This window comes from Chryseobacterium koreense CCUG 49689, from assembly GCF_001045435.1.
Classification (GTDB): domain Bacteria; phylum Bacteroidota; class Bacteroidia; order Flavobacteriales; family Weeksellaceae; genus Kaistella; species Kaistella koreensis.
Genome location: NZ_LFNG01000012.1, coordinates 84,955 through 106,552 on the forward strand (window position 1 = coordinate 84,955; position 21,598 = coordinate 106,552).

General features: G+C 39.7%; 16 protein-coding genes and 1 tRNA gene. 5 read left to right on the forward strand and 12 right to left on the reverse strand.

Annotation, left to right across the window (positions count from 1 at the left end; genetic code table 11):
- The first annotated feature begins 48 nt into the window (after nt 1-48).
- Complete coding sequence (gene acs / locus ACM44_RS09555; RefSeq protein WP_048499816.1) at nt 49-1,956, forward strand: acetate--CoA ligase; 1,908 nt, start codon at nt 49-51, stop codon at nt 1,954-1,956.
- Between the two features lie 123 nt (nt 1,957-2,079).
- Here the strand turns inward: acs and ACM44_RS09560 are convergent, their stop codons facing one another.
- The 3 genes from ACM44_RS09560 to ACM44_RS09570 all read right to left on the reverse strand — a co-directional run bounded on the left by ACM44_RS09560 (nt 2,080) and on the right by ACM44_RS09570 (nt 4,357).
- Nucleotides 2,080-3,129 carry a glucokinase gene (locus ACM44_RS09560; protein ID WP_048499817.1) on the reverse strand — a complete coding sequence of 350 codons (1,050 nt, stop codon included), beginning with the start codon at nt 3,127-3,129 and terminating at the stop codon, nt 2,080-2,082.
- Between the two features lie 112 nt (nt 3,130-3,241).
- Nucleotides 3,242-3,820 carry a hypothetical protein gene (locus tag ACM44_RS09565; protein WP_048499818.1) on the reverse strand — a complete coding sequence of 193 codons (579 nt, stop codon included), beginning with the start codon at nt 3,818-3,820 and terminating at the stop codon, nt 3,242-3,244.
- 249 nt (nt 3,821-4,069) lie between these two features.
- On the reverse strand, nt 4,070-4,357 hold the full coding sequence (locus tag ACM44_RS09570; RefSeq protein ID WP_048499819.1) for a rhodanese-like domain-containing protein: 288 nt from the start codon (nt 4,355-4,357) through the stop codon (nt 4,070-4,072).
- 82 nt (nt 4,358-4,439) lie between these two features.
- Here ACM44_RS09570 and queG point away from each other — a divergent pair, with 82 nt between their 5' ends.
- Nucleotides 4,440-5,369 carry a tRNA epoxyqueuosine(34) reductase QueG gene (gene queG / locus ACM44_RS09575; RefSeq protein ID WP_048499820.1) on the forward strand — a complete coding sequence of 310 codons (930 nt, stop codon included), beginning with the start codon at nt 4,440-4,442 and terminating at the stop codon, nt 5,367-5,369.
- A 340-nt stretch (nt 5,370-5,709) separates the two neighbouring features.
- Nucleotides 5,710-6,390 (forward strand): TIGR02117 family protein, encoded by a 681-nt coding sequence (locus ACM44_RS09580; protein ID WP_048499821.1) that lies wholly within the window; start codon nt 5,710-5,712, stop codon nt 6,388-6,390.
- Between the two features lie 105 nt (nt 6,391-6,495).
- On the opposite strand, the gene ACM44_RS09585 is transcribed toward ACM44_RS09580, so the two are convergent.
- From ACM44_RS09585 to ACM44_RS09625, 8 genes are all read right to left on the reverse strand, one after another.
- Nucleotides 6,496-7,008 carry a hypothetical protein gene (locus tag ACM44_RS09585; RefSeq protein ID WP_048499822.1) on the reverse strand — a complete coding sequence of 171 codons (513 nt, stop codon included), beginning with the start codon at nt 7,006-7,008 and terminating at the stop codon, nt 6,496-6,498.
- Between the two features lie 58 nt (nt 7,009-7,066).
- On the reverse strand, nt 7,067-8,413 hold the full coding sequence (locus ACM44_RS09590; RefSeq protein WP_048499823.1) for a type 1 periplasmic-binding domain-containing protein: 1,347 nt from the start codon (nt 8,411-8,413) through the stop codon (nt 7,067-7,069).
- A gap of 28 nt (nt 8,414-8,441) precedes the next feature.
- Nucleotides 8,442-8,975, reverse strand: a complete 534-nt coding sequence (locus tag ACM44_RS09595; protein WP_048499824.1) for a YceI family protein — start codon at nt 8,973-8,975, stop codon at nt 8,442-8,444.
- Nucleotides 8,976-9,547: 572 nt separating this feature from the next.
- The gene (locus tag ACM44_RS09605; protein ID WP_048499826.1) at nt 9,548-9,796 is read right to left on the reverse strand and encodes a GIY-YIG nuclease family protein; all 249 of its coding nucleotides are present in this window, start codon (nt 9,794-9,796) and stop codon (nt 9,548-9,550) included.
- A 70-nt stretch (nt 9,797-9,866) separates the two neighbouring features.
- Nucleotides 9,867-9,940 (reverse strand) — tRNA-Arg (locus tag ACM44_RS09610).
- 3 nt (nt 9,941-9,943) lie between these two features.
- Nucleotides 9,944-11,725: a TonB-dependent receptor gene (locus tag ACM44_RS09615; protein WP_048499827.1), complete on the reverse strand. Its 1,782-nt coding sequence runs from the start codon at nt 11,723-11,725 to the stop codon at nt 9,944-9,946.
- A gap of 56 nt (nt 11,726-11,781) precedes the next feature.
- Nucleotides 11,782-14,742: a tetratricopeptide repeat protein gene (locus tag ACM44_RS09620; protein ID WP_048499828.1), complete on the reverse strand. Its 2,961-nt coding sequence runs from the start codon at nt 14,740-14,742 to the stop codon at nt 11,782-11,784.
- A gap of 246 nt (nt 14,743-14,988) precedes the next feature.
- A complete protein-coding gene (locus tag ACM44_RS09625; protein WP_160304006.1) occupies nt 14,989-18,540 on the reverse strand; it encodes a T9SS type B sorting domain-containing protein in 3,552 nt (1,183 codons plus the stop codon).
- A gap of 127 nt (nt 18,541-18,667) precedes the next feature.
- Between ACM44_RS09625 and ACM44_RS09630 the strand changes: the two genes are divergently transcribed.
- Nucleotides 18,668-20,356: an APC family permease gene (locus tag ACM44_RS09630; RefSeq protein WP_048499830.1), complete on the forward strand. Its 1,689-nt coding sequence runs from the start codon at nt 18,668-18,670 to the stop codon at nt 20,354-20,356.
- Between the two features lie 144 nt (nt 20,357-20,500).
- Nucleotides 20,501-20,812 carry a DUF962 domain-containing protein gene (locus tag ACM44_RS09635; protein WP_048499831.1) on the forward strand — a complete coding sequence of 104 codons (312 nt, stop codon included), beginning with the start codon at nt 20,501-20,503 and terminating at the stop codon, nt 20,810-20,812.
- Between the two features lie 31 nt (nt 20,813-20,843).
- On the opposite strand, the gene ACM44_RS09640 is transcribed toward ACM44_RS09635, so the two are convergent.
- Nucleotides 20,844-21,518 carry a hypothetical protein gene (locus tag ACM44_RS09640; protein ID WP_048499832.1) on the reverse strand — a complete coding sequence of 225 codons (675 nt, stop codon included), beginning with the start codon at nt 21,516-21,518 and terminating at the stop codon, nt 20,844-20,846.
- Between the last annotated feature and the right edge of the window lie 80 nt (nt 21,519-21,598).

Below are 21,598 nucleotides of genomic sequence, written 5' to 3' on the forward strand. Positions count from 1 at the left end.
CAATTTGAAAACCTATTTATTAACTTTAAACATTAAATATAAAATATTATGAAGAACCTGTATATCGACGATTTGCCGGATTATTTCAAACAATACAAAAAGTCGATTAAAAACCCGAAAAAATTCTGGGACAAAATTGCCGACGAAGGATTCGTGTGGTATCAAAGATGGAGCAAAGTGGTGGAATATGACATGGAAAAAGCCGAAATAAAATGGTTTAAAAATGCCAAACTGAATATCACAAAGAACTGTCTGGATCGGCATTTGAGTGTTCGGGGCGATAAAACAGCAATCATTTTTGAACCCAATGATCCCAAAGAGAAAGCCCAGCATATTTCCTACAAGGAGCTGCACGAAAGAGTCTGCAAAATGGCGAATGTGCTCAGAGATTTGGGAGTCCAAAAAGGTGACCGGGTTTGTATTTATTTGCCGATGATTCCGGAATTGGCTGTAACCATGCTGGCTTGCGCGAGATTGGGCGCGATCCATTCGGTGATATTCGCAGGTTTTTCTGATACCGCGGTTGCTTCGCGGGTCAATGATTTCGAGGCGAAAATGATCATCTGTTCGGATGGAAGTTTCCGAGGAAACAAGGCCATTGATTTGAAGGGAATCATCGACAAAGCAGTTGAAAAATGCCCAACCGTGGAAAAAGTTTTGGTGGTAAAAAGAACAGCCGGCCAGGTGAAAATGACGGAAGGTAGGGATATCTGGCTCGAACCACTCTATGAAAAAGCATCTTCTGATTTTGTTTCGGTGATCATGGATGCAGAAGATCCGCTGTTTATCCTTTACACCTCAGGTTCTACCGGAAAACCTAAAGGAATGGTGCATACCACGGCAGGCTATATGGTTTTCACCGCCTATACCTTTAAGAATATTTTTAATTATAAAGAAAATGATATTTATTGGTGTACCGCAGATATCGGATGGATCACAGGACATTCCTACATTTTGTACGGACCACTTGCAAACGGTGCAACAACCGTCATTTTCGAAGGAGTGCCAACTTATCCGGAACCGGATAGATTCTGGGACGTCATCGAAAAACACAAAATAACCCAGTTTTATACAGCGCCAACTGCAATTCGGGCTTTAGCCAAAGAATCCATAGATTGGGTAGAAAAACATGATCTTTCCAGCTTGCGGGTGATTGGTTCGGTGGGTGAACCGATTAACGACGAAGCTTGGCATTGGTACAATGACCATGTGGGTAAGAAGAAATGTCCGATTGTGGATACATGGTGGCAAACTGAAACCGGCGGAATCATGATTTCCCCGATTCCTTTTGTGACACCCACAAAACCAACCTACGCCACACTCCCACTTCCCGGAATTCAACCAGTTTTGATGGATGAAAAACGAAATGAAATCACCGGAAATCAAGTAGACGGAAATCTCTGCATCCGTTTTCCGTGGCCGGGAATTGCCAGAACCATCTGGAAAGACCACCAAAGATATAAGGAAACCTATTTCACCGCATTCCCGGGAAAATATTTTACCGGTGATGGTGCGCTGCGTGATGAGGTTGGCTACTACAGGATTACAGGGAGAGTAGATGATGTGATCATTGTCTCTGGTCATAATCTGGGAACCGCACCCATCGAAGACAGCATCAACCAACATCCGGCGGTCGCGGAATCCGCTATTGTGGGTTATCCGCACGACATCAAGGGAAGTGCTTTGTACGGATTTGTCATGCTGAAAGATATCGGCGAAAGCAGAGATAAAGAAAACTTGAGAAAAGAAATCAACCAGTTAATTACCGATACGATTGGTCCTATAGCAAAACTGGACAAAATCCAATTCGTGAACGCACTGCCGAAAACACGCTCCGGTAAAATCATGAGACGTATTCTGAGAAAAATCGCCGAAGGAGATTTCAACAGTTTCGGAGACATCACGACTTTGCAAAACCCAGAAGTGGTGGAAGAAATTAAAAATGAGAAGATTTAAGCAAATCTTCGCTTGCCAAAAACCAAAAACCTCGCGGAAACGTGAGGTTTTCTGTTAATATGGTCAAAAAAAATCAGAACCAATGGATTTTTGGTTCTGATTTTTTATTAGGTCTTTAAAAGCTTAATTTTCAGAAAAAGCGGCATATAGCGCAGCTCCGTTCAAAATTGATTTTTTGTCTTTTACCAAATAGATCGGAATATCTTTCAGGACCGCTTCCATTTTGTCACTCACGATGAAGTTTTTATAGAATTGATCACGGTTGAGGAATTCCTCCATCAAAGTTGGGAGTTCACCGGTTAAAATCAAACCGCCGGTTGCTTTCAGCTTTAAAACCAAACTGTTGGCCTCTCTGGCCAGGAAATTCATGAAAGTGTCTATGGTCATCGTGCAGATTCGGTCTTTCTTTTCTCTCGCCCCATTGATAATGGCTTGGGTGAAATTTCCAGATTCTATTTCTGCCGTGAGCCACTCCGGCTGTCTTTGTCTTTTAATATCCCGCATAAATCGATAGACATTGAATAACCCGGAAGTGGAGAGTACAGATTCCCAGCTTACGATCCCGTAAATCTTATTCAGAAACTGGTAAAATTCCACTTCATCAGCTGTTCTCGGGGAAAACTCGCAGTGGCCACCTTCCGTTGCAAAAGGCCTTAAACTGCTGCCATCCCAAAAAAGTCCTGCTTCACCCAATCCAGCTCCCGGAGCAAGAATGGCCACATTTCCAGGATTATAATTTCCAGATTCATATATTGAAATCACATCCTGCTCACGGACATTTCCCAATCCAAATGCAGATGCTTCCAAATCATTGATCAGAAAAATATTGTCGGCGTGGGTTGCTTTTTTGATTTCTTCGGCATCCAGCTTCCACGGTAATCTTTGCGGAGCACTTTTTCCGCCAATCACCGGACCGGGCACCGCTGCCGAAATCCTGCAAACTTCCTTGATGTTGTGATCAGAAACAAACTTATTAACCAAATCTGAAAACGATCCAAAAACTGAAGTGTCATATTCACTTTCTTCTTTCAAAACCACTCTGCCATTTTCTGCTTCATATAATCCCACCAAAGTTTTATTTTGGCGCAAATCTGCCGAAATAATGGGGCAACCCTTATTTTTTTCAGATGAAATTCCAGGAAGATATAGTTTGAATTGATGCGTGTTTTTCATTCTTCTAATGTTACCTTTCAAAGATAATAATTGTTTTTAAAAGATTTGGGAAAAATCAGAAAACCTTTTTAATTTTCATTAAAAAGGTTTTTCTAATGGCGGTATTCGCCTATTATTTCCCTAATGGAATATTGTACCCAATTCCAACTCCGAGTGCGCCGGCGCTGTATTTTTGGGATCCAATTTCACCCGTAGATCCGGTAAAAGTCTTCTGGTATTGCAATGCGATATTCCAGTCCTGGTTGTGGTAACCAATTTCCGGTTTGATGTAGAATCCCCCATCTGGTCTGTCTGGAGAACCCACGTTGGAAGCCACTTTCTTATCGCCTACAATAAATCCGTAACCTAAATCCGTTCCGAAATAAAATCCGTACTGTTTAGGATAAACTCTAAGAAGGGCCGCTACAGGAACTACCCCGAAATCATTATTGTTGATAGTAACCCCATCCACTGAGTTGTCCCTTCCAAAGAAATGACTGTAACCAGTGGCAATCCCCAAACCGAATCCTGGGGTAACCAGGTTTTGATATGATAAATCAAGACCTAGATTTGCTGAAGCATTTTCGGCAGGAACAGCTAAACCAACATTGGCTCCAATTTTCAGCATATTTCTCATATCTGCATTTTGGGCGGTCAATAATCCGGCGCTGATCAAAGCAGTCGCAAGGATTGTTTTCTTCATTGAATTCATAATTCTAAATTTTATGTTTTACGCCATGAAGCTTGTCAAAATCGTGCCAAAAAACTTAAATTTATGCCGAAAATTTAATTTCTACTTTGCAAATCACTGATTATCAACGGTCATCTTTAAACCAAAATTAAACAGCTTCTTCTAATTTTTGGGCATAAAAAAACATTTTTTCAGGGCATTTATGAAAACAAATAAAGAAAAAAGTCAATCATTTCGATTGACTTTTTTAAATTGGCATCCGGAAAAATCCTAAAGATTTTCTATTTTTTGCTTCAAATCAGCCCATCCTCCTCCATTGTAGCCATTCTTTAATCCTTCATGATTAAGGAAGTCCAGAGCCTTTCCACTACGGTTTCCGCTTCTGCAAAAAATGACGACCGGCTTATCGAGGTTTAGAATTTCTTCTTTTCTGTCTTCCACTTCGCCTAAGGGAATATTTACAGCGCCTTCTATTTCTCCATCCATTTCGAGTTCCATAGGTTCGCGAACATCGATCAATTGGTAATTTCCTGATTGTAGGATTTCTTCTAAAGTCATATCAAATTAAGTTTTGGTTTAAGTTAAGATTTACAGAACGAAAACAAATTTATGAAATAATGCTAATTTTGCAATGTAATTCATGTCACAGAACCGTAAAAAATATTCCGATATCATCAAATTGAAGGCCAAGAAATTTGGTTTTCAAAGTTGTGGAATCTCCAAGGCAGGTTTTTTGGAAGAAGACGCAAAACCACTAGAAGACTGGTTGCAGAATAACTTCCATGGGGAAATGCAGTATATGGAAAAAAACTTTGACAAGCGGCTTGACCCAACAATTTTGGTTGAAGGTTCGAGATCGGTTATTTCACTTTCCTACAATTACTATCCCGAAGAAAAAATAGATAGTTTGGGGAATTTCAAGATCTCCAAATATGCTTACGGACAGGATTACCACGAAATCATCAAGGAAATCTTAAGGGAAATGGTAAGCGAACTTCGGGCGGAAATCGGCGATTTTGATTGTCGGGTTTTCACTGATTCCGCCCCGATTTTGGAGCGAAGCTGGGGAAGAAAATCCGGAATTGGCTGGGTCGGCAAAAACGCAAACCTCATCACGAAACAGCAAGGCTCGTTTTATTTTTTGGCAGAAATCATTTGTGACCTCGACATTGAAGAAGATTCTCCCACAAGCGATCACTGCGGAACCTGCACGAAATGTATAGACGCATGTCCTACTGACGCCATTGTTGCGGACCGAATCATTGACGGCAGCAAATGCATTTCCTATGCGACGATTGAACTGAAAAATGAAATCCCAGATTCCTTCAAAAATAATATGGAAGACTGGATGTTTGGTTGCGATATTTGTCAGGATGTTTGTCCGTGGAATCGATTTTCAGCACCTACTTTAGAAGAAAAATTCAGACCCAACCAATTTCTTAAGACCTATACCAAATCCGACTGGAAAGAAATTACACAAGAATTGTTCTCGGAAATTTTCAGAAAATCGCCGGTGAAGCGGACCAAATTTGCCGGACTGAAAAGGAATATGGATTTTTTAAGTCAATAATCTTGTTGGGAATTTGTTGTTTTCCCAAAAAACAGGGAGAAAATTCCTCAGCTTTAATTTTCGTTTAAAGCTTATTTTCAGATTCTCATAAGAAATTTTCCCGCAGAAAAATATCGGCTTAAAAGAAAAATTGACCTTCAAGAAGATAAGACTTCTATGAAAATCAACGTTTTACCCTGTTTCTTTTTGGCGCAACTTTTACACGAATTTTGAATCTTTTGTGGGATTTAGATCTCTTGTGCATAAATGATAAAGTTTTCGTTAATAAATTTAACAATTATTTTCATTTCCGCAAATAAAATGCAAAAAATTTAATATTAAATTTTATTTATATTTGACAATGAAGAAATTATTCCTGGTTATCCTCAAGGCAATTTCCGCCTTATTCGGCATTGTGGCGCTTTATCTGCTTTGTGGTTATTTCATTCCTTTTATTGCGGTTCCCGCCCAACCGGTTAACGAACCGCGAAATATCGAAGCCTATATTCTGACCAACGGAGTCCATACTGACATCGTGGTTCCCATCAAATCTGCAGAAATCGACTGGAGCAAGCAAATCCCTTTCGAAAATACGCAGTCTAAGAGAACGGATTTCAAGTATTTGGCTGTAGGATGGGGTGACAAAGGATTCTACCTGGAAACGCCGACTTGGGCAGAGCTGAAGGTTTCTGTTGCTTTCAAAGCGGCTTTCTGGCTGAGCGAATCTGCCATGCACTGCACTTTTTATGATGAAATGACTGAAGGAAAGGATTGCGTGAAAATAAATCTGACCAAAACCGAATATTTGAATTTGATCCGCTTCATTAAGCAAAAATTTGAACGGGACCAAAATGGAAACCCCATTTTGATTAAGACCGATGCGGTTTATGGGCAAAACGACGCCTTCTATGATGCAGTGGGGAGCTATAGTTTCTTGAACACCTGCAACACGTGGACAAACGACGGATTGAAAGCAGCCGGACAAAAGGCGGCACTGTGGACCCCGAGCGATTTTGGAATATTTAGGCATTACCAGAAATAGTTGATTTCTGAAGAATGAAACGCATAAAAGAAGCCCCATTTTCATGGAGCTTCTTTATCACATCAAAATAATTATGAAAAAATTTAAACTTAGGCTTTTTATAAACTAATTCTTGTCGATTGCCAAACTGAAAAATAAATCCAGCTCGTCTTTCACATAAACCATTCCGCCCATTTTTTTCGGGGGCACAATATTGAAATCTGAAAATCTCAACCTTTTGTTTCCCACCAGACTTCCTTTGTATTCACTAAATTCTATGGTGTATTTTTTTACCACATTCATCATCTTCACTTCTACCGTTGCACTAAACGCGTTGGTTGTTTGTCTGTAAAAGTTCAGGAATTTAATGGAGAGGTAGGGATATTTTTCTGAGTTCAAAGTCTTCCTGAAATCGGAAGTCATTATTCTGTTTCTGCAATCGAAATCGTTTACCTTAAGGATCACATTCGGAAGTTCATTTCCGGTGAATAAATAAACGTTTGGGGAATTAGAGAAAGAGTTGTTGATGCATTTAAAGGTATTGATGTTGGTCCAGCCATTAATCTCTACCGCGTTCTGCTGAGAAAAATAAAATCCAGTAACTAAAAAAAGAATCAGATGTAAGATTTTGTTTTTCATGAGCTTAAAAACGAAAGAGGGACTTTTTTCATCCCTCTTTCGAAAGAAATATTAAAAATTAGAAACCTATGGTAGCTTCAAGCATTAAGCCATTGAATTTTCCTCCTTGCAATGGGCTTGTTGCTCCCCAGACTTTGCTGTCGTTATATTGTTGGTTCACGTATTCCACTTTTGCGAGTACGTTTTTGGTCATAAACCAACCACCTCCAAGTTGGTAACGATCAATTTTTCTCTCCAAAGTTGCTGCGTCATCATTGTCTTTACCACTTACGTTGTTGTATCTTCCACCTACATAGAACTGTTCTTTGCCACCGAATCTGTAAAGTAATTCTGCGCCCAATTGAGTGTAGTTACCTCTAGTTGCGGTCAATGATTTCAGACCAGTCACATATTCATAGATTCCGAAGAATTCCAATCCTTGATATTTGATGAATGGGTTGATTTGGAAAGCCTGCATTTTTCTCAATCCCGGGTTGAAGCCTCCTGTAGATGGGTTATTGGTACCGGTAAGATCATTAGCGGTCAAGAGTACATAATAATATCTAGAACCTGCACGGTCACCACCATATAGGTAACTTCCTGTATTCCAACCGTTAGTTTGCATGAACGATCCTGTAAGTCTTACTCTCAAATCCGGATTGATTTGTTTGTCCCATCCAATTTTTGCATAAACTGAAGGCGAGTTCCAGCTGGTTCCTTTGATTGGGGTCTGGTTTAATTTACCATTTGAAACCCCTACCATAGCGATGAAATTTTTGTAGAATCCATAAACTTCACCAAAAGGTTCAGTAGTAAAACTATCCATGATGTAATTTCCTACGAATGGGTTGTTGATCGCTTCGGCGTTATCAGTTCTTCTGAAGTGTGAATCCCCGTAATTGATCTCGTCCATACCCACTTTCACTCTGGCATATTTCATGATTTCTCCCAAGAATCCCGGTTTAATGAAGTCCAGGTCATCAATTTGGATATAACCACCTTTCACCCAAGCTTCATTGTGGTGACGAGCGGAAAGATAAGTTCTCAAGTGCATTTTCACACCTTTTGCCAGATAAGCGTTGATGTCTAGGTTTGCAGTTGGAAGGTTGAAATCATTTCCCATATTATATAGATAGTTGGGAGTTGTGGTGTTGTTTCCATTAGCATCTTTTACGAAGCCTAGATTTTTGTTTTCTGTCCAGTGGTCCAAACCTTGGAATTGCAAGGCGAAGTCTCCACCTACTACCACTTTCACGCCGTCATATTCAGGCGAAGCGACTTTCGGATCTTCAAAAACGTTTCGGTTTGCTTTTTCCGGGGCCATATAGTCCCTCATTGAAGTTGTTGCGTCCTCTTGTGCGAACATTAAATTTACTCCTGAGAACATTACTGCGAGCATTGAAGCTCTCATTAACATAGTTTTCATATTTCTAAGATTTTTATTTGTTTAAATATTATTGAGCTACCACATTCACGGTCACTTTGATGTCGTCTCCGGTTTTCACTGTATTCATCATAAATGAAGGAGGAGTAATGCCATAGTCAGACATTTTGATAGATTCTGTTCCGTTGATGGTGTAGGAATTTCCATTTTTTGCAACTGCTACCGGGAATTCAACAGTTTTGGTGACATTGGTTACCGTTAGTTTTCCCGTAATGGTACCTTTGCCTATGTTTACAGATGTAGCAGTGAAGGTGATTGACGGGAACTTGTCAGCCTGTATAGCCTTGTAAGCATTGTTGTCCATCGGTCCCTTTCCACTTTTCAAGGTTTTTGAACCCAGAACGTACTTCACATCAGTAATTGTATTTCCAGAAACGGTTCCTGAAAAAGTACCAGCCGTGGAAGTCATGGTCCAGTCATGCAAGGTAGAAGTTCCAGAAACGGTGGTCTTCACATTGTTACTACTAATCTTCTGCGCGGAAACCAATCCGGCAAAAAGTCCGAAGGCCAACAACATCATTTTAAAGTTCACTGCTTTTTTCATTGTTTCTAATTTTTAATTAATCAAATAATTTTCACTGTTTTTTTCTATGACAAAGATAGAAAGACTTTTATCAATTCACTAACGAAACATCCGTTTTATTCATGATATATATCTCATTTAACTTTCATTTTATTGATAATTAATTTTATTTGCCATTTTTCCACCATACTTAATAATCAAACAAACGTTTTATTAATTATATTATAAAGTAATTTTAAAAGCGTTAAATAATGTTAAATATATTTTAAACCCCCAATTAACAAATAGTGACAAAGGTCATAGTACATCTTCATTTTTGTTAAATGGAAATCAGTATTTTGTAAAAAAAACTTTGAAAAGTGTGAAGAATATGGAATAACGAATACGGATTAAGGAATAAGCAACAAATTGCAAAGAATAGATAAAAAAGATTAGCTTGGCCATCCAATCAAATAAATAAAAAAAGGGACAAATACTACTATTCATCCCATTTTCTGTGACCCGAGAAGGATTCGAACCCTCAACCCTCAGAGCCGAAACCTGCCTGCCGGCAGGCAGGTCTGATATTCTATCCGGCGTGAAATCAATTTTGTTCACGACTCGGACAACACCTTCTTCAAAAATTCTCGACCACTTCCACTTTTGAAATACTTTTCCCTAAGTACGGCTTCCTCGCGAGTCTCAAATTTTTCGAAATAGACCAATTCCCAAGGCAGAAATGGTCTTGTTGAACGGTTACGCCCAGCATTATGCTCCGACAATCGCTTTTCGAGATTTTCGGTCTGACCTTTATATAGATGTCCATTGAGCCGGCTTTTGATTACATAAACATAAAAAGGCATCAGATAATCGATTTTTGTTGCGCATTTAAATAAAAAAAGGGACAAATATTACTATTCATCCCATTTTCCGTGACCCGAGAAGGATTCGAACCCTCAACCCTCAGAGCCGAAATCTGATATTCTATCCAGTTGAACTATCGGGCCGCATTAAAAAGTAATCTTCACTCCCGCCAGAACTTGAGCCCGCAAAACCTTGTAACCCTTGAAAGTCTGATACTTGGCGTTCAGCAGATTATTTCCGAGTGCAAAAATACTGAAATTTTTGTGAATTTTGTACTCCGCAGATAAATTTAAGTCCGCGAAACCACCCACTTTTTCATTGGTACTTTCCTGCATTCCGAAAAACGGGAATGTGTCGGACACCGAATAAGCGTTCGTGGTCATATCCGAAGCGAAAAAGGCTTTCGCACCCAGATTCAGCTTTTTGTCGAGCATCGTGTATTTTCCACCCAAACTTACCTTGATTAAAGGCCTGTTGAAAATATTCTCATAATTATCAAGTTTGTATTTCGCAAAGTTCAATTCCGCATCCAAAGTCAAATTGGCCAAAGGAAAATATTGCACACTCCCCTTCACCTCGCTCACCGTACCATTATCATAAACCGCCGAAAAAGTATTTGCATAGCCATAAGCAGGATTTGTCGCCAAATCGGGGTCATAGAAATTGTTCCCCTGGAAAAACATCACATTATTAATCTTTGCAAACCCCGCACTGAAATCATATTTGATATTTTGGTCGATATCGCCCCGCAAACCGAAATAGCCGTGATATTTCGTTTCGGTTGGAAGCAAAACCTGGTCAGAAACCAGATACGGATTTTGATCCAAAGAATTCGCATAGGAATTCAGCTTTAAACCACCGTCAATACCCGCATAGAATTTGAATTCGTCTGTTGCAGCAAATTGCACCTCCGCTTTTGGAAACCAGTAAAACTTATTGCTTTTTAAGTCCTCCGGCAATGTTTGATTAGAATTCGTACCATTTAATAGGGAGAAATCCGAGCCCAGCATCAAATAGGATTTCCCTTTAAACAAAGTGATTTTCGGTGAAAAAGTCGCATTAAAAAAATTGGAGGTATTCTTATCCAAAATCGAAAAATCCGATTTCAACATTTCCAGATTGATTCCCAAATCCCCATTTAGCCGAACATCATTAAATTTTGGAAGATCTACTCCGTGCTTTGAAAGATTTAGCAAAATTTCCGCCTGAGATTCCTTCGCACCGAAATGGTCGCTTAGAATCGAAGATTTCAATCGGATATCGTTCAAAATTTCATTGGAATAAAAATCGTAATAGCCGTTGATCTTGAACTGATTCACTTTTTGTTGAAGATCAAGATTTGGACCCAGATTGACCTCCGGAATATCGCTGAACGCGTAAATCCCGTAATAATTGTAGTTTTTCAACCCGAAATCCGCATTGATACTGAATTTTCCCAGTTCTCCATAGGAATTCAGAAACGCCCCCAAGTTGCCCGAACTTTGCTTGGAATCCCAATCATAATCATTCTTTAAACCTGATGTGGAAAGGAAATGCAAATCCGCTCCTACTTCCATTTTATTTTCCAAGGTGGCTGAAATATTTCCATCTGCCAAAATCTTCCCATAATTCCCCATGCCGATCTGGAAATAGTTGTTTTGGTAATCCGCATCGAATTTCGGGGAAATATCTTCACCCTGGATCGTGGAAGTTCTGAAGTCAGAAACCGCCGGAACATTGGTAATTTCATAGGTCACAGGATTCTGTGATTTTGCTTCAGGTGGATAATTTTTTTCCTTTTCTACAGAGGTTTTCTTCTTTTCGATTTTTTTTACTTCCGGTTCGCGTTTTCTGTCGAGGATGAGTTTCTCTTCTTTAATCTGCGAAAAAACTGCAGTTGAAAACACCAACAACCCAATGGAAAATATTCTATATTTAAAGTTTATCATTTTATTTCGGTCAATTTTTCACATTTCACCCCTTTATTTGGGATCAAAACTGTAGATTATTTTATCGTTTTCTTAATTTCTTTCGCTTCCGCCACGATTTCAGGGAAATCCTGATAGTTCGCGATGATCTGGTCCAGCGTGTAGCTCGCCTGGTAATTATCTTTCAACCCGATGTAGTTTTTCGCCATCAAGACCAAAGATTTCGCGCCCCAATATTCTTCGGAAGCGTAATTATTTGCTAGTTTAAATATGGTTTCATTCGAAGTTTTGAACGCTTTTGCCTTGTTTTGGTAAAAAGCTTTCGCGTATAGAGATTCGGCGGCAACTTCTGTATTTGACGATTTTTCCAAGGCAGCGTAAGCGGTTTTCGCTTCATTGTCTTTTCCGCTGTTCATCAAACTTCTGGCTTTGATGACTTTCGCCTGCTCCATAATCGATGCCGCGTTTTTGGAATTTTTCATCACCAAATCCGCAAATTTTTCCGCTTTTGAAAAGTCTTTCTCCTCGGCAAAAATTCTCATCAATTCTATATTGGCGAAGTTTTTCACATTCACATTTTCAGAATTGGAAAGGGTTTCCAAGTATTTTTTAGCTTCGGAATTATTATTTTGACTTAAATAAATCTGGGCGATTCTGGTTTGTGCATCTTGCTGATAATCGTTTTGCACATTCGCAACCGTTTGCAGAACCAACAATGCTTTGGTAGGGTTTTGAGTCTGAAAATAACTTTCACCCAATTCATATTGGGCTTGATAAAGACCTTCACCGGTAGGATTTTGGGTCAAATATTTCTCATAAAGCGGAATAGCCGCCTTGAAATTTTTCTGCGCATAATAATTTTTAGCGGAAGTCAAATTGATTTCGTCAATTTCTGAAGCATCGATTCTGACTCCTAAACTATTGGCAAAATTCTGGTATCCAGAAATGTCATTATTCTTAAGGAAAATCGGACGTGCCGCTTGAACAATCTTGCTTGCATAGGCGGTATTTTTGTATTGATTTCCTAATGACTTCAATTCGGAAAGCGCCTTTTCATTTTGATTTTGGTCGATGTAATTTTGGGCACGATAAATCTGTGCGTTCGCTACCAAATCCTTATCAGAACTGGTTTTGATAACTTGGGTGAAATAATCGTTGGAATTATTGTAGTCGTCATTTGCCGCATAAGCCGTCCCGATTTCAAATTGTGCATCATCAACATATTCCGAGTTTTTGTATTGGGCAATCAATTTCTTCAAAGTGGAAATCTTCGCCACGGTATCCCCTTTAAAACCTAAAGACATTCCTTTCTGAAACATGGTGTAATCATCGGCGCTTTCAGCCTTGTCATAGATTGCAATGGCCTCGTTCAGTTCGTTATTTGCATAATAGGTATCCGCCAATCGAAGTTCTGCGTCTGCTTTGAATTCCGGTTTGGGATTTTTCAGGTATTCCTTGAAATATTCTTTGGCTTTTTCAAATTTTTTAGACTTGAAATAGGCATATCCCAAATCGTAATTCAGCTGTTGCTTCTCGAGGAAATTTTCATGGGAAATCTTTTCATAACGAACGATCGCGGAAGGATAATTCCCTTTCTGATAATAGGTTTGAGCCAACCAGTAAGTCGCTCTCGTATTGAATTCTTTGTTGATATTGAATTCCAAACTCCGCATGAAATATTTCTCCGCACCATCGAAATTTCCTTTGTTGAACTCCTCAGTTCCTAACAGGAATGAAACCTCCTGATCAATCTTGTTGGTTTCCGGAGTAGAATTCGGCATCTTATCGATGGCCGCCAAAGTTCCCTTGTAATCGCCGGAATAGAGATAAGATTTTAACAAAAGCGACCTCAGCTCTGCAACCTCTTTGCTTTTCGGATATTTTGAAATATAACTTTGAATAACGTTTGAAGGCGATTCAAAAGGATTCCCGATGTCGTAACTCAGTTTAGCATACTGTAAATGTGCAAGTTGCTGAACTTTTTCATCATAACTCATCTGATAAGCCGAGCGAAATGCTGAAAGCGCTTCCTGCTTTTTCCCTACTTCCAAATACGCGTTCCCCAATTGATAATACGCATTTTGAGAGGTGGCAGACTTGCTGTTGACCAACTGGTTGTAATACGAAACCGCTTCGTCATATTTTTTGAGTTGTGCGGAAACAAAACCCATTTCGTACAAGTCGCTCTCTGAAGGAGCTTGCTTGCTTTCCAAATAAATTTTCAAGTGCGGATAGGCGGAACTGTAATCGCCTTTCATGAAGTAGCTTTCGCCAATAATTTTGTGAACTTCAGCACCGTACTCTTTTGACAATGATTCATTTAACAAAGAATTTCCCTCCGAAATCGCGCGGTCATAATCTTTGTCGTTAAAATACATTTGCACATAATAGGGTTTCACCAACCGTGCATATTTATCATTTTCTTTAATCTGGTCAAAAAACGAAAACGCCTTTTCATTCTGTTTATCTGCATAATACAGGTGTCCCAACATATAGGCAATGTCGTTTCTGTCATTTCCATCCGAATTTTTATAGGCTTCTTCCAATGCCTCGATTGCTCCCTGTGAATCACCGGTCATGAATTTGGCATATCCCAATTTCATCACATACTGCGTGTTCTCCTCACCTGAAAGCCGGTATTGGTTCACGTTTTTCAAGGTTTCCAGCGCCTTTTCAAAATCCTTTTGCGCCAAATAAAAATCAGCCAATGGAAGATTGGCCTGTGCGAAATAAGCCGAATTAGGGTATTCCTTAATGAATGCGGCCAACCCTTCTTCTGCATGATTTTTTCTAAGAATCACGCCAATCATGTTGTCAAAAAACTGTGCTGCTTCCTTTTTGGAGTTTGAAAGGGACGCATTGTAAAAATACTGACGGGCGTATTCGAACTGAGAAGCGTTATAGATTTTGCTGCTGTAAAGGTTTTCGGCCAGGTTGAATCGGTAATTTTCCCGGTCATTAAAGAATTGCGACTGCTGCGCTTCGGAAAATCCGTAATAAAGAATTGCGGTTGCAATCAAGATTTTTTTTGAATTCATGTAATCTGGGTTTGGTGTGCGTCTGTATCGCTTGGAGCAAGAATAATGCTTCCAACATTTTCCACATTTAATCAACGAAAATAGGCAAAAGTTATTGTTTTTCCAAGAAAAAAAAGATATTGTGGATAAGTGGATAAACCTATCGACCAGCGGTTTTTAGGCGTTCGAAAATGGATTCAGAAACCAATCTTCTCCGTAAGGTCCTTTTTAATTTTTCAGCAGGTTCTTACTTGGGTTTTAACTGATTTATTCCCGATTTTTCACCAGAATCCAACCTTGTCTTTGTTCATTGCGACGGGTAACCGGATCAAACCACGTGATCGTGTACCAATAAGTGGATGTTGGCAATGGTTTTCCGTTTATTTTGCCGTCCCAAACGGGGTCTCTTCCGGCAGCGGTTTGAGTGGACGATGCTGAAAAATCATAAACCAGCTTTCCAAAACGATCCACCACTTTAACCTGGATATCCTGCATTTTGCCCAAATTTTCAATCGTCCAGAAATCATTGATTCCATCCGCATTCGGCGTAAAGACATTATGGATTTTAATAAAATAAACGGTTTTTGGTTCGCCTAGACAACCCGTTGCAGATTCCACCTGAATAATATAGGAACTTGCCGTGGGGTCGAGCAAAATGTTTGAATTTTGTGGAATTCCATTAAAATAATACCGATAAGGTTTCACGCCACCTTCTGCAATTACTTCAATTGAACTGTTGGTTTGGTTAATGGCAGTGATCTTCGGCTGGTTCTCATCAGAAACCACGAATTGATGGGTATATGAACATCCATTTGAATTGGTGAGTTTCGCGGAATATGCTCCAACTTTTGAAATCAGAATCGTTTGCTTGGTTTCTCCCGTACTCCATTCCCACTGAACGTTTTCCGAACCTGCATCGATGGTGATTTGATCCCCATAACAGATGTAATACTTGTCTTCAAGTGTGGAAGATAAAGTCGGCACATTCACTTTCAGATGGATTTTCGCGTTTGCCGGACAAAATCCCGGAAGTGTAATCCGCACAAAAACAGTCTGCGCAAATGGAACTTCGTTGGTATAATTGGAATTGATCTTCTGGCTAAAATCGGCATCTTTAAAATATTCAAAAATCGCTGCAGGATCCGCGGTGAAATCTGATTTTTTCGAATCTAAATTAAAATTCGTGATTCCGTCAAAATTATCGTCACATAATATATACTGTGTTTCAGAATTCAATAAGACGGAATTCCCGCCTTTTACAAAAGTCACGGTTTGCACATTGGAAACACAGCCGGTTGCATTGTCCTTAATCAGGAATTTCACGGTTTGCGGAAGCACGGACAGGTTGAAATTTGCCGGAAGTGGATTTCCCAAATCATCCGTAAAGGTGTAATTTGCAGAATTGGTGATGACCGCATTTTTGAAAGTCTGCAAAGGATAAGTGAGTTCGTCACAGATCAAAATCTGGGCGATCTGCGAAACGGGTTTTGTCAGAAGTTTTAAATCAAAGCCAATCTGATCCGAACATTGCAGATTATTCGTTTGGTTATAGACAAAAACCATGTATGGATTCGCTCCCGAAACAGAGGAATCATAATTTTGCCATTGTGCCGGATTCACCATTCTCACGCCGTTTCCATCGTAATATCTGATTTCTGAATAGTGACTCCAGGTTCCGATATAGTCATTGATATTCGTCGTCAAATCATAAATCGTGGAACCGCAGGATTTCGGCAACTTGGTTTCCGGTGTGGTTTTGATCAAAGTGGGTTTCGGATAGATGACAAGCGTCAAAGTCGTGGTGCTGAAACAACCGGTTGTAATATCTAAAATTTTGATGTAAACAGTTCCGCTTCCACGGTATTGCAAATTGGTGATCTGGTCCGTCATGGCAACATCTTTGTAAAAAGTCACCTGAATATTCGGCCCAAATTCCAGCTCAGATTTCGTAATATTCAAATCGAAATATTCTGTGGTGGAAAAGCAATGGGGCGGAAATGGCGTGATCGGATTCACCGGAACTTTTGGGTGGAAATCAAATTTCAGCTTCACCGTGGTTTCGCAGGCAAAATCCGGATGTTTAATTTTAACCAAAATCGGATTGTTTGCTTGCGGATTTACTGAAGTTAAATTCTGAAAAGTAGCTCCACCATCCAAAGAATATTGGAATTGCCAATTCATACCGGCAAAAAACTGGTTTTCGAAATTGCTCAAGGCAAAATCATTTTCACCGAAGCAAAGCTTGTTTGCCGTAAATTGCGTATTTGGCACCGGCAAAGACGCGAAAACAATTTCAAAAGTGGTCGCGAAACTGCAAGCAGAACTGGTTACACTGTTTGCAATAATCCCGATAGTTCGGGTGGTATTTGCATTAATGACGAAATTGGCCGGATTTGGAATATCCACTCCGTTTTCCTGAAATTTCAGGGTATAGTTCGTTGGATCTGCCGGATAATAATCATACAGGTTCACCGTGGTGGAATTGGAACCATCGGTTTTGCAGAGGTATTTCGGCGTGTTGTTGAAATTCGGAAAATTTCCACCTACGGAAACTGGCACCAAATCAGAATCCACGAAACAGGTGGAATTTGGAACTTTCGCACGCACAAAATAATTTCCGTTTGCGGAAGCGGTGAAAGTATTGGTGGTTGACAAAACAGCTGGGTTTCCGCTTTGATACCATTCGTACTGAATTCCCGGAACGGCTGTTGTAGTTAAAATGGCGGTAGAACAATTGGGCTGAGTCATGGTAACCGCCGGTTTTGCAAGTTGGTGAAAAGTCACCGAATCCGTTTCCGGATTTCCGACCTGATTTCCGAGACTGTCAAAATAAGTCACTTCCACTTTCAAAACATCGCCATCATTGGGAACAAAATTAGAGAGGGTGTTTGTATTTTCGGGCAGCAATGTGGTATTTTGGAACCATTTAAACTGCGGCGTCAGATTCTGGTTCGGTTTAAAAACCCAGACCACTCCTTCGCTCGTCCACGGACCGTTATTGTAATTATAAATGCTGTTGCTGTGTACCGGAACCTTGAACTTGGTGGCATTATCATTCTGAATTCCCAAAATGGCGTTGTAACTGCTTTCTGTCTTATTACTGACGTAAACCACGATTCTGCCGTCTTCCAACAACAAAACATGACTGTAATACGCCACAGAAGAAATCCCCCCGGTTCCATTGGTCCTGATCATATTCTGAAAAGAAACCAAGAGTCCATTTACTCCTGCCACAGTGACATTTTTATAGAGATAAGTGACACTCGAATTCTGTGACTTGGGAATCAAATCGGTATATCCAAAAAAAATCTGAGCCAGATTCAGCTCCTGAGTCGGATTATTCCTAAAGACCTTATTGTAATCTTTGGAAGGCAATGCCGAGAAGGTATTGTAACCGGTTATTCCGCTGAAAGTTCGGTCAGTATACGTCGTGACATCTTTCAGATTATCGCGTTGCGGATCATTGGTAAAGACAAGTCTTCCGTTACTTCCCAAAACCGCACGCGTATAATTTTTGCCATAAAAGCTAAAATTAAACCCGATCGGGAACGAGTCACTGAACTTGTTGGTATTTGGCGACTGAAACGTGATCGGTATGGAACCGGCTGACAGCGGGAAATTCGAGAGCTGATCTTTGATGACCTGATAATCCCCGGTGGAAGTAGCTACTGCATCCACCTTTAAATTGAAGCTTTCGCCGGCACAGAAATATTGCTGATCAGGATAAACAGCATTATTTCCGGGATTGTACAGACTGACGGACTGTGCAAAACCAAAAGCAGAAAGTAGGGAAAACAGTATTACATAGAACTTCATCATCATCATTTGTTTTCAACAAAAATAAGGTATTATTTTAAAACCGAAATTCTACCAACTTTAGTATTTCAGCGCAAAAAAATAATTTTTCTGAATTTTTCTTTTACATTTGTGTAAACTATTATTTTTTATGAATCAGCTTTTCAGAAGAAAACATTACAGCGAGAGTGATCACTCATCAGGATTATTGAGGGTTTTGGGAGTTTGGGATATTGTATTTTTCGGAATTGCTGCCATCATCGGAGCCGGAAGTTTCAGCAGTTTGGGAGAAGCCGTTTTCCGTGGCGGACCGGGCGTGATCGTCCTTTACATCATCTGCGGATTTGCCTGTGGTTTCACCGCGCTTTGCTATGCGGAATTTGCGAGCCGGATTCCAACTGCGGGCTCCGCGTACACCTATGCATATGCAAGTTTCGGGGAATTGATAGCCTGGATTATCGGTTGGGCTTTGATTATGGAGTATTCTTTCGGGAATATTTATGTAGCCTTTTCGTGGAGTGATTATTTCACCAGTTTCATGTCCAGAATCGGGATCCATATCCCAGATTATTTCACCTGCAGTTATTCCGAGGCTCAAAAAGCATTTCTGGGAAACTCAATGAACAAGGATCTCATCAATGCTTGGAAAACGGCACCAGTAATAGGAAACCTAAAAATCATCCTGGACATTCCCGCTTTGGTCATCAATGGCTTAATTACTTGGCTTTGCTATGTCGGAGTGCGGGAATCGAAGAATTTCAACAACCTGTTTGTGCTGCTGAAACTGTTCATCATTCTTTTGGTGATTGCTGTTGGAGTGGCCTACATCAATACCGACAACTGGTTTCCTGTAAGCAAAGTCACTGGCGAAAATTCATTTATGCCAAACGGTTTTTCCGGCGTGATGAGTGCGGTTTCAGGAGTTTTCTTTGCCTATATCGGATTTGATGCGCTTAGTGTTTTATCTGAAGAAACCAAGAATCCGCAGAAAAATCTCCCGCGAGGAATGATCATGTCACTTATTTTGTGCACGGCGATCTATATTGTTTTGACTTTGACTTTAACAGGATTGGTGGATTACAGAAAATTCGATGGAGTTGGTGATCCGCTTGCCTTTATTTTCGAAAAATCTAATGCCAATATTCCATGGATGGAATTCGTGGTTTCATTAGGCGCAATCATTGCCATTACCACAGTTTTGCTGGTTTTTCAAATGGGACAACCGAGAATTTGGTATGCGATGAGCCGCGATGGTTTGATGCCAAAAAAATTCATGGAAATCCACCCGAAAAACAATACTCCCGCTTTTGCAACCATTGTAACCGGTTTTGTGGTGGGGATTCCTATTTTATTTACAGACAAATCCTTTATTCTGGATTTCACCAGCATCGGAACTATTTTCGCGTTTGTGTTGGTTTGCGGCGGCGTATTATTGCTTCCGTCAAAAGAAAGGTTAAAGGGAAGGTTTCACTTGCCCTATATCAATGCGAAATTCATTTTTCCAGTGTTTTTTTTAGGTGGGCTGGCTTTCTTTTATTTCTGGCAACCGGCGTTCTTTCACAATTTAATGGATTGGAACGATCCCAATGAAGGCGAATTCAGGATTTCCATTTTCTTTTTCCTGATTATCAATCTGGTTTTGTGCGTTTTAGCTTTTTTTAAAAATCTGTCACTGATTCCGTTGGTGGGTTTAAGTTCTTGTCTTTACCTTTTAACGGGAATGAGCCACAACAACTGGTTTTGGTTCCTCCTTTGGTTCGCCATCGGAATCGTGATTTATTTCTCTTATGGTTACAAAAACAGCAAACTGAACCGCGATTTGAATGGGGACCTGAACTAAAACTGCAAGTCGGAAAAGCGCGGAATAAAGAAAGAAAATCCTCAAAAACTTGAGGGACTTTCTTGACTTAAAATTTTGGTCAATATTTTGCTTCAAAAGAGTAAATTCAGCACTTATTTTTTCGACAATTCAAATGATAAAAATATGTCAGAGAGAATCAAAACGTTTTCAGAATTCTACCAGTTCTATCTCACCGAACACAGCAACAGGTGGACCAGAATCTTCCACTTTATAGGAACTTTGCTGGTTTTCGTGGTAATCATTTATGTGATCAATTCCGGGAAAGAAAGATTTCTTTGGTACCTTCCCATTTTCGGATATGGATTTGCCTGGTTTTCCCACGCCGTTTTCGAAAAGAATAAGCCCGCAACCTTCAAATATCCGATTTGGAGTTTGATTTCAGATTTCAAGTTGTTTTTTGAGTTGCTGATGGGCAAGCAGAAATTCAGTCCATAAAAAAATCCCGAGGAAATTCGGGATTTTGTATTTATTTATAAAGATTTTTTTCGACCTCAATTGCCTGGTTAAGCGTTTCTGAGATTTTGTTGATGGCGTTTTCATAATTTGGTCCCACATTCCATTTGCCATTAATAGGAATATTTTTCATATTATCATTCGCAAAATACAGCGAGTTGTCCGCAAGGTTTACCAACCTATTATCAAAATTGACATATCCTGCTCTTCCAGTTTCAATCATGCTGTAATAACTGATCATCAATCCCCAATTGAGGTTAATGAAAGCTACTTCATCAATTTGGTATTTGTCTTTTAATGGTCTGAAGTCAATATTAGAGTATTTTTTTCCTTCAGCTTTCTCATCTTTAAATTTTTGCACATTCTTCGGGTCAAATTTCTCATCAATAATAACCACTTCTTTCCCTTTCGAACGAAGGATCTCTGAATACATATCGATCAACTTCTGTTTGGGATCCAATTGTTTTTTTGCGAGATCCAGCACTGGTTGATACTTATCTCCCGAAGTTAATGCCAAATCAAGCAATCCCTGTGAACCTTCCCTATATTTTTGAGGCTCCGAAACATTCACATATAGTCCCACTCTTGATGGTTTTTTCAAATACTCGGCATTCATGGGAACTTGGACCTGACATGAGGTCAACAAAAGAAGCAGCGCAATCACTGTGTAAAAATTGATATTTTTCATTTATTTTAATTTTTAACAAATCTAATTTTAAATAAAAAATCCCACAATAAAAATTGCAGGATTTATCTCATTTTTTCGGA

What these genes read in the sequence shown, in the direction of transcription:
- acs (WP_048499816.1), top strand. Translation starts at nt 49, where the DNA reads ATGAAGAACCTGTATATCGACGATTTGCCGGATTATTTCAAACAATAC.
- ACM44_RS09565 (WP_048499818.1), bottom strand. Translation starts at nt 3,820, where the DNA reads ATGAATTCAATGAAGAAAACAATCCTTGCGACTGCTTTGATCAGCGCC.
- ACM44_RS09560 (WP_048499817.1), bottom strand. Translation starts at nt 3,129, where the DNA reads ATGAAAAACACGCATCAATTCAAACTATATCTTCCTGGAATTTCATCT.
- queG (WP_048499820.1), top strand. Translation starts at nt 4,440, where the DNA reads ATGTCACAGAACCGTAAAAAATATTCCGATATCATCAAATTGAAGGCC.
- ACM44_RS09630 (WP_048499830.1), top strand. Translation starts at nt 18,668, where the DNA reads ATGAATCAGCTTTTCAGAAGAAAACATTACAGCGAGAGTGATCACTCA.
- ACM44_RS09605 (WP_048499826.1), bottom strand. Translation starts at nt 9,796, where the DNA reads ATGCCTTTTTATGTTTATGTAATCAAAAGCCGGCTCAATGGACATCTA.
- ACM44_RS09635 (WP_048499831.1), top strand. Translation starts at nt 20,501, where the DNA reads ATGTCAGAGAGAATCAAAACGTTTTCAGAATTCTACCAGTTCTATCTC.
- ACM44_RS09585 (WP_048499822.1), bottom strand. Translation starts at nt 7,008, where the DNA reads ATGAAAAACAAAATCTTACATCTGATTCTTTTTTTAGTTACTGGATTT.
- ACM44_RS09590 (WP_048499823.1), bottom strand. Translation starts at nt 8,413, where the DNA reads ATGAAAACTATGTTAATGAGAGCTTCAATGCTCGCAGTAATGTTCTCA.
- ACM44_RS09580 (WP_048499821.1), top strand. Translation starts at nt 5,710, where the DNA reads ATGAAGAAATTATTCCTGGTTATCCTCAAGGCAATTTCCGCCTTATTC.
- ACM44_RS09595 (WP_048499824.1), bottom strand. Translation starts at nt 8,975, where the DNA reads ATGAAAAAAGCAGTGAACTTTAAAATGATGTTGTTGGCCTTCGGACTT.
- ACM44_RS09640 (WP_048499832.1), bottom strand. Translation starts at nt 21,518, where the DNA reads ATGAAAAATATCAATTTTTACACAGTGATTGCGCTGCTTCTTTTGTTG.
- ACM44_RS09615 (WP_048499827.1), bottom strand. Translation starts at nt 11,725, where the DNA reads ATGATAAACTTTAAATATAGAATATTTTCCATTGGGTTGTTGGTGTTT.
- ACM44_RS09620 (WP_048499828.1), bottom strand. Translation starts at nt 14,742, where the DNA reads ATGAATTCAAAAAAAATCTTGATTGCAACCGCAATTCTTTATTACGGA.
- ACM44_RS09570 (WP_048499819.1), bottom strand. Translation starts at nt 4,357, where the DNA reads ATGACTTTAGAAGAAATCCTACAATCAGGAAATTACCAATTGATCGAT.
- ACM44_RS09625 (WP_160304006.1), bottom strand. Translation starts at nt 18,540, where the DNA reads ATGATGAAGTTCTATGTAATACTGTTTTCCCTACTTTCTGCTTTTGGT.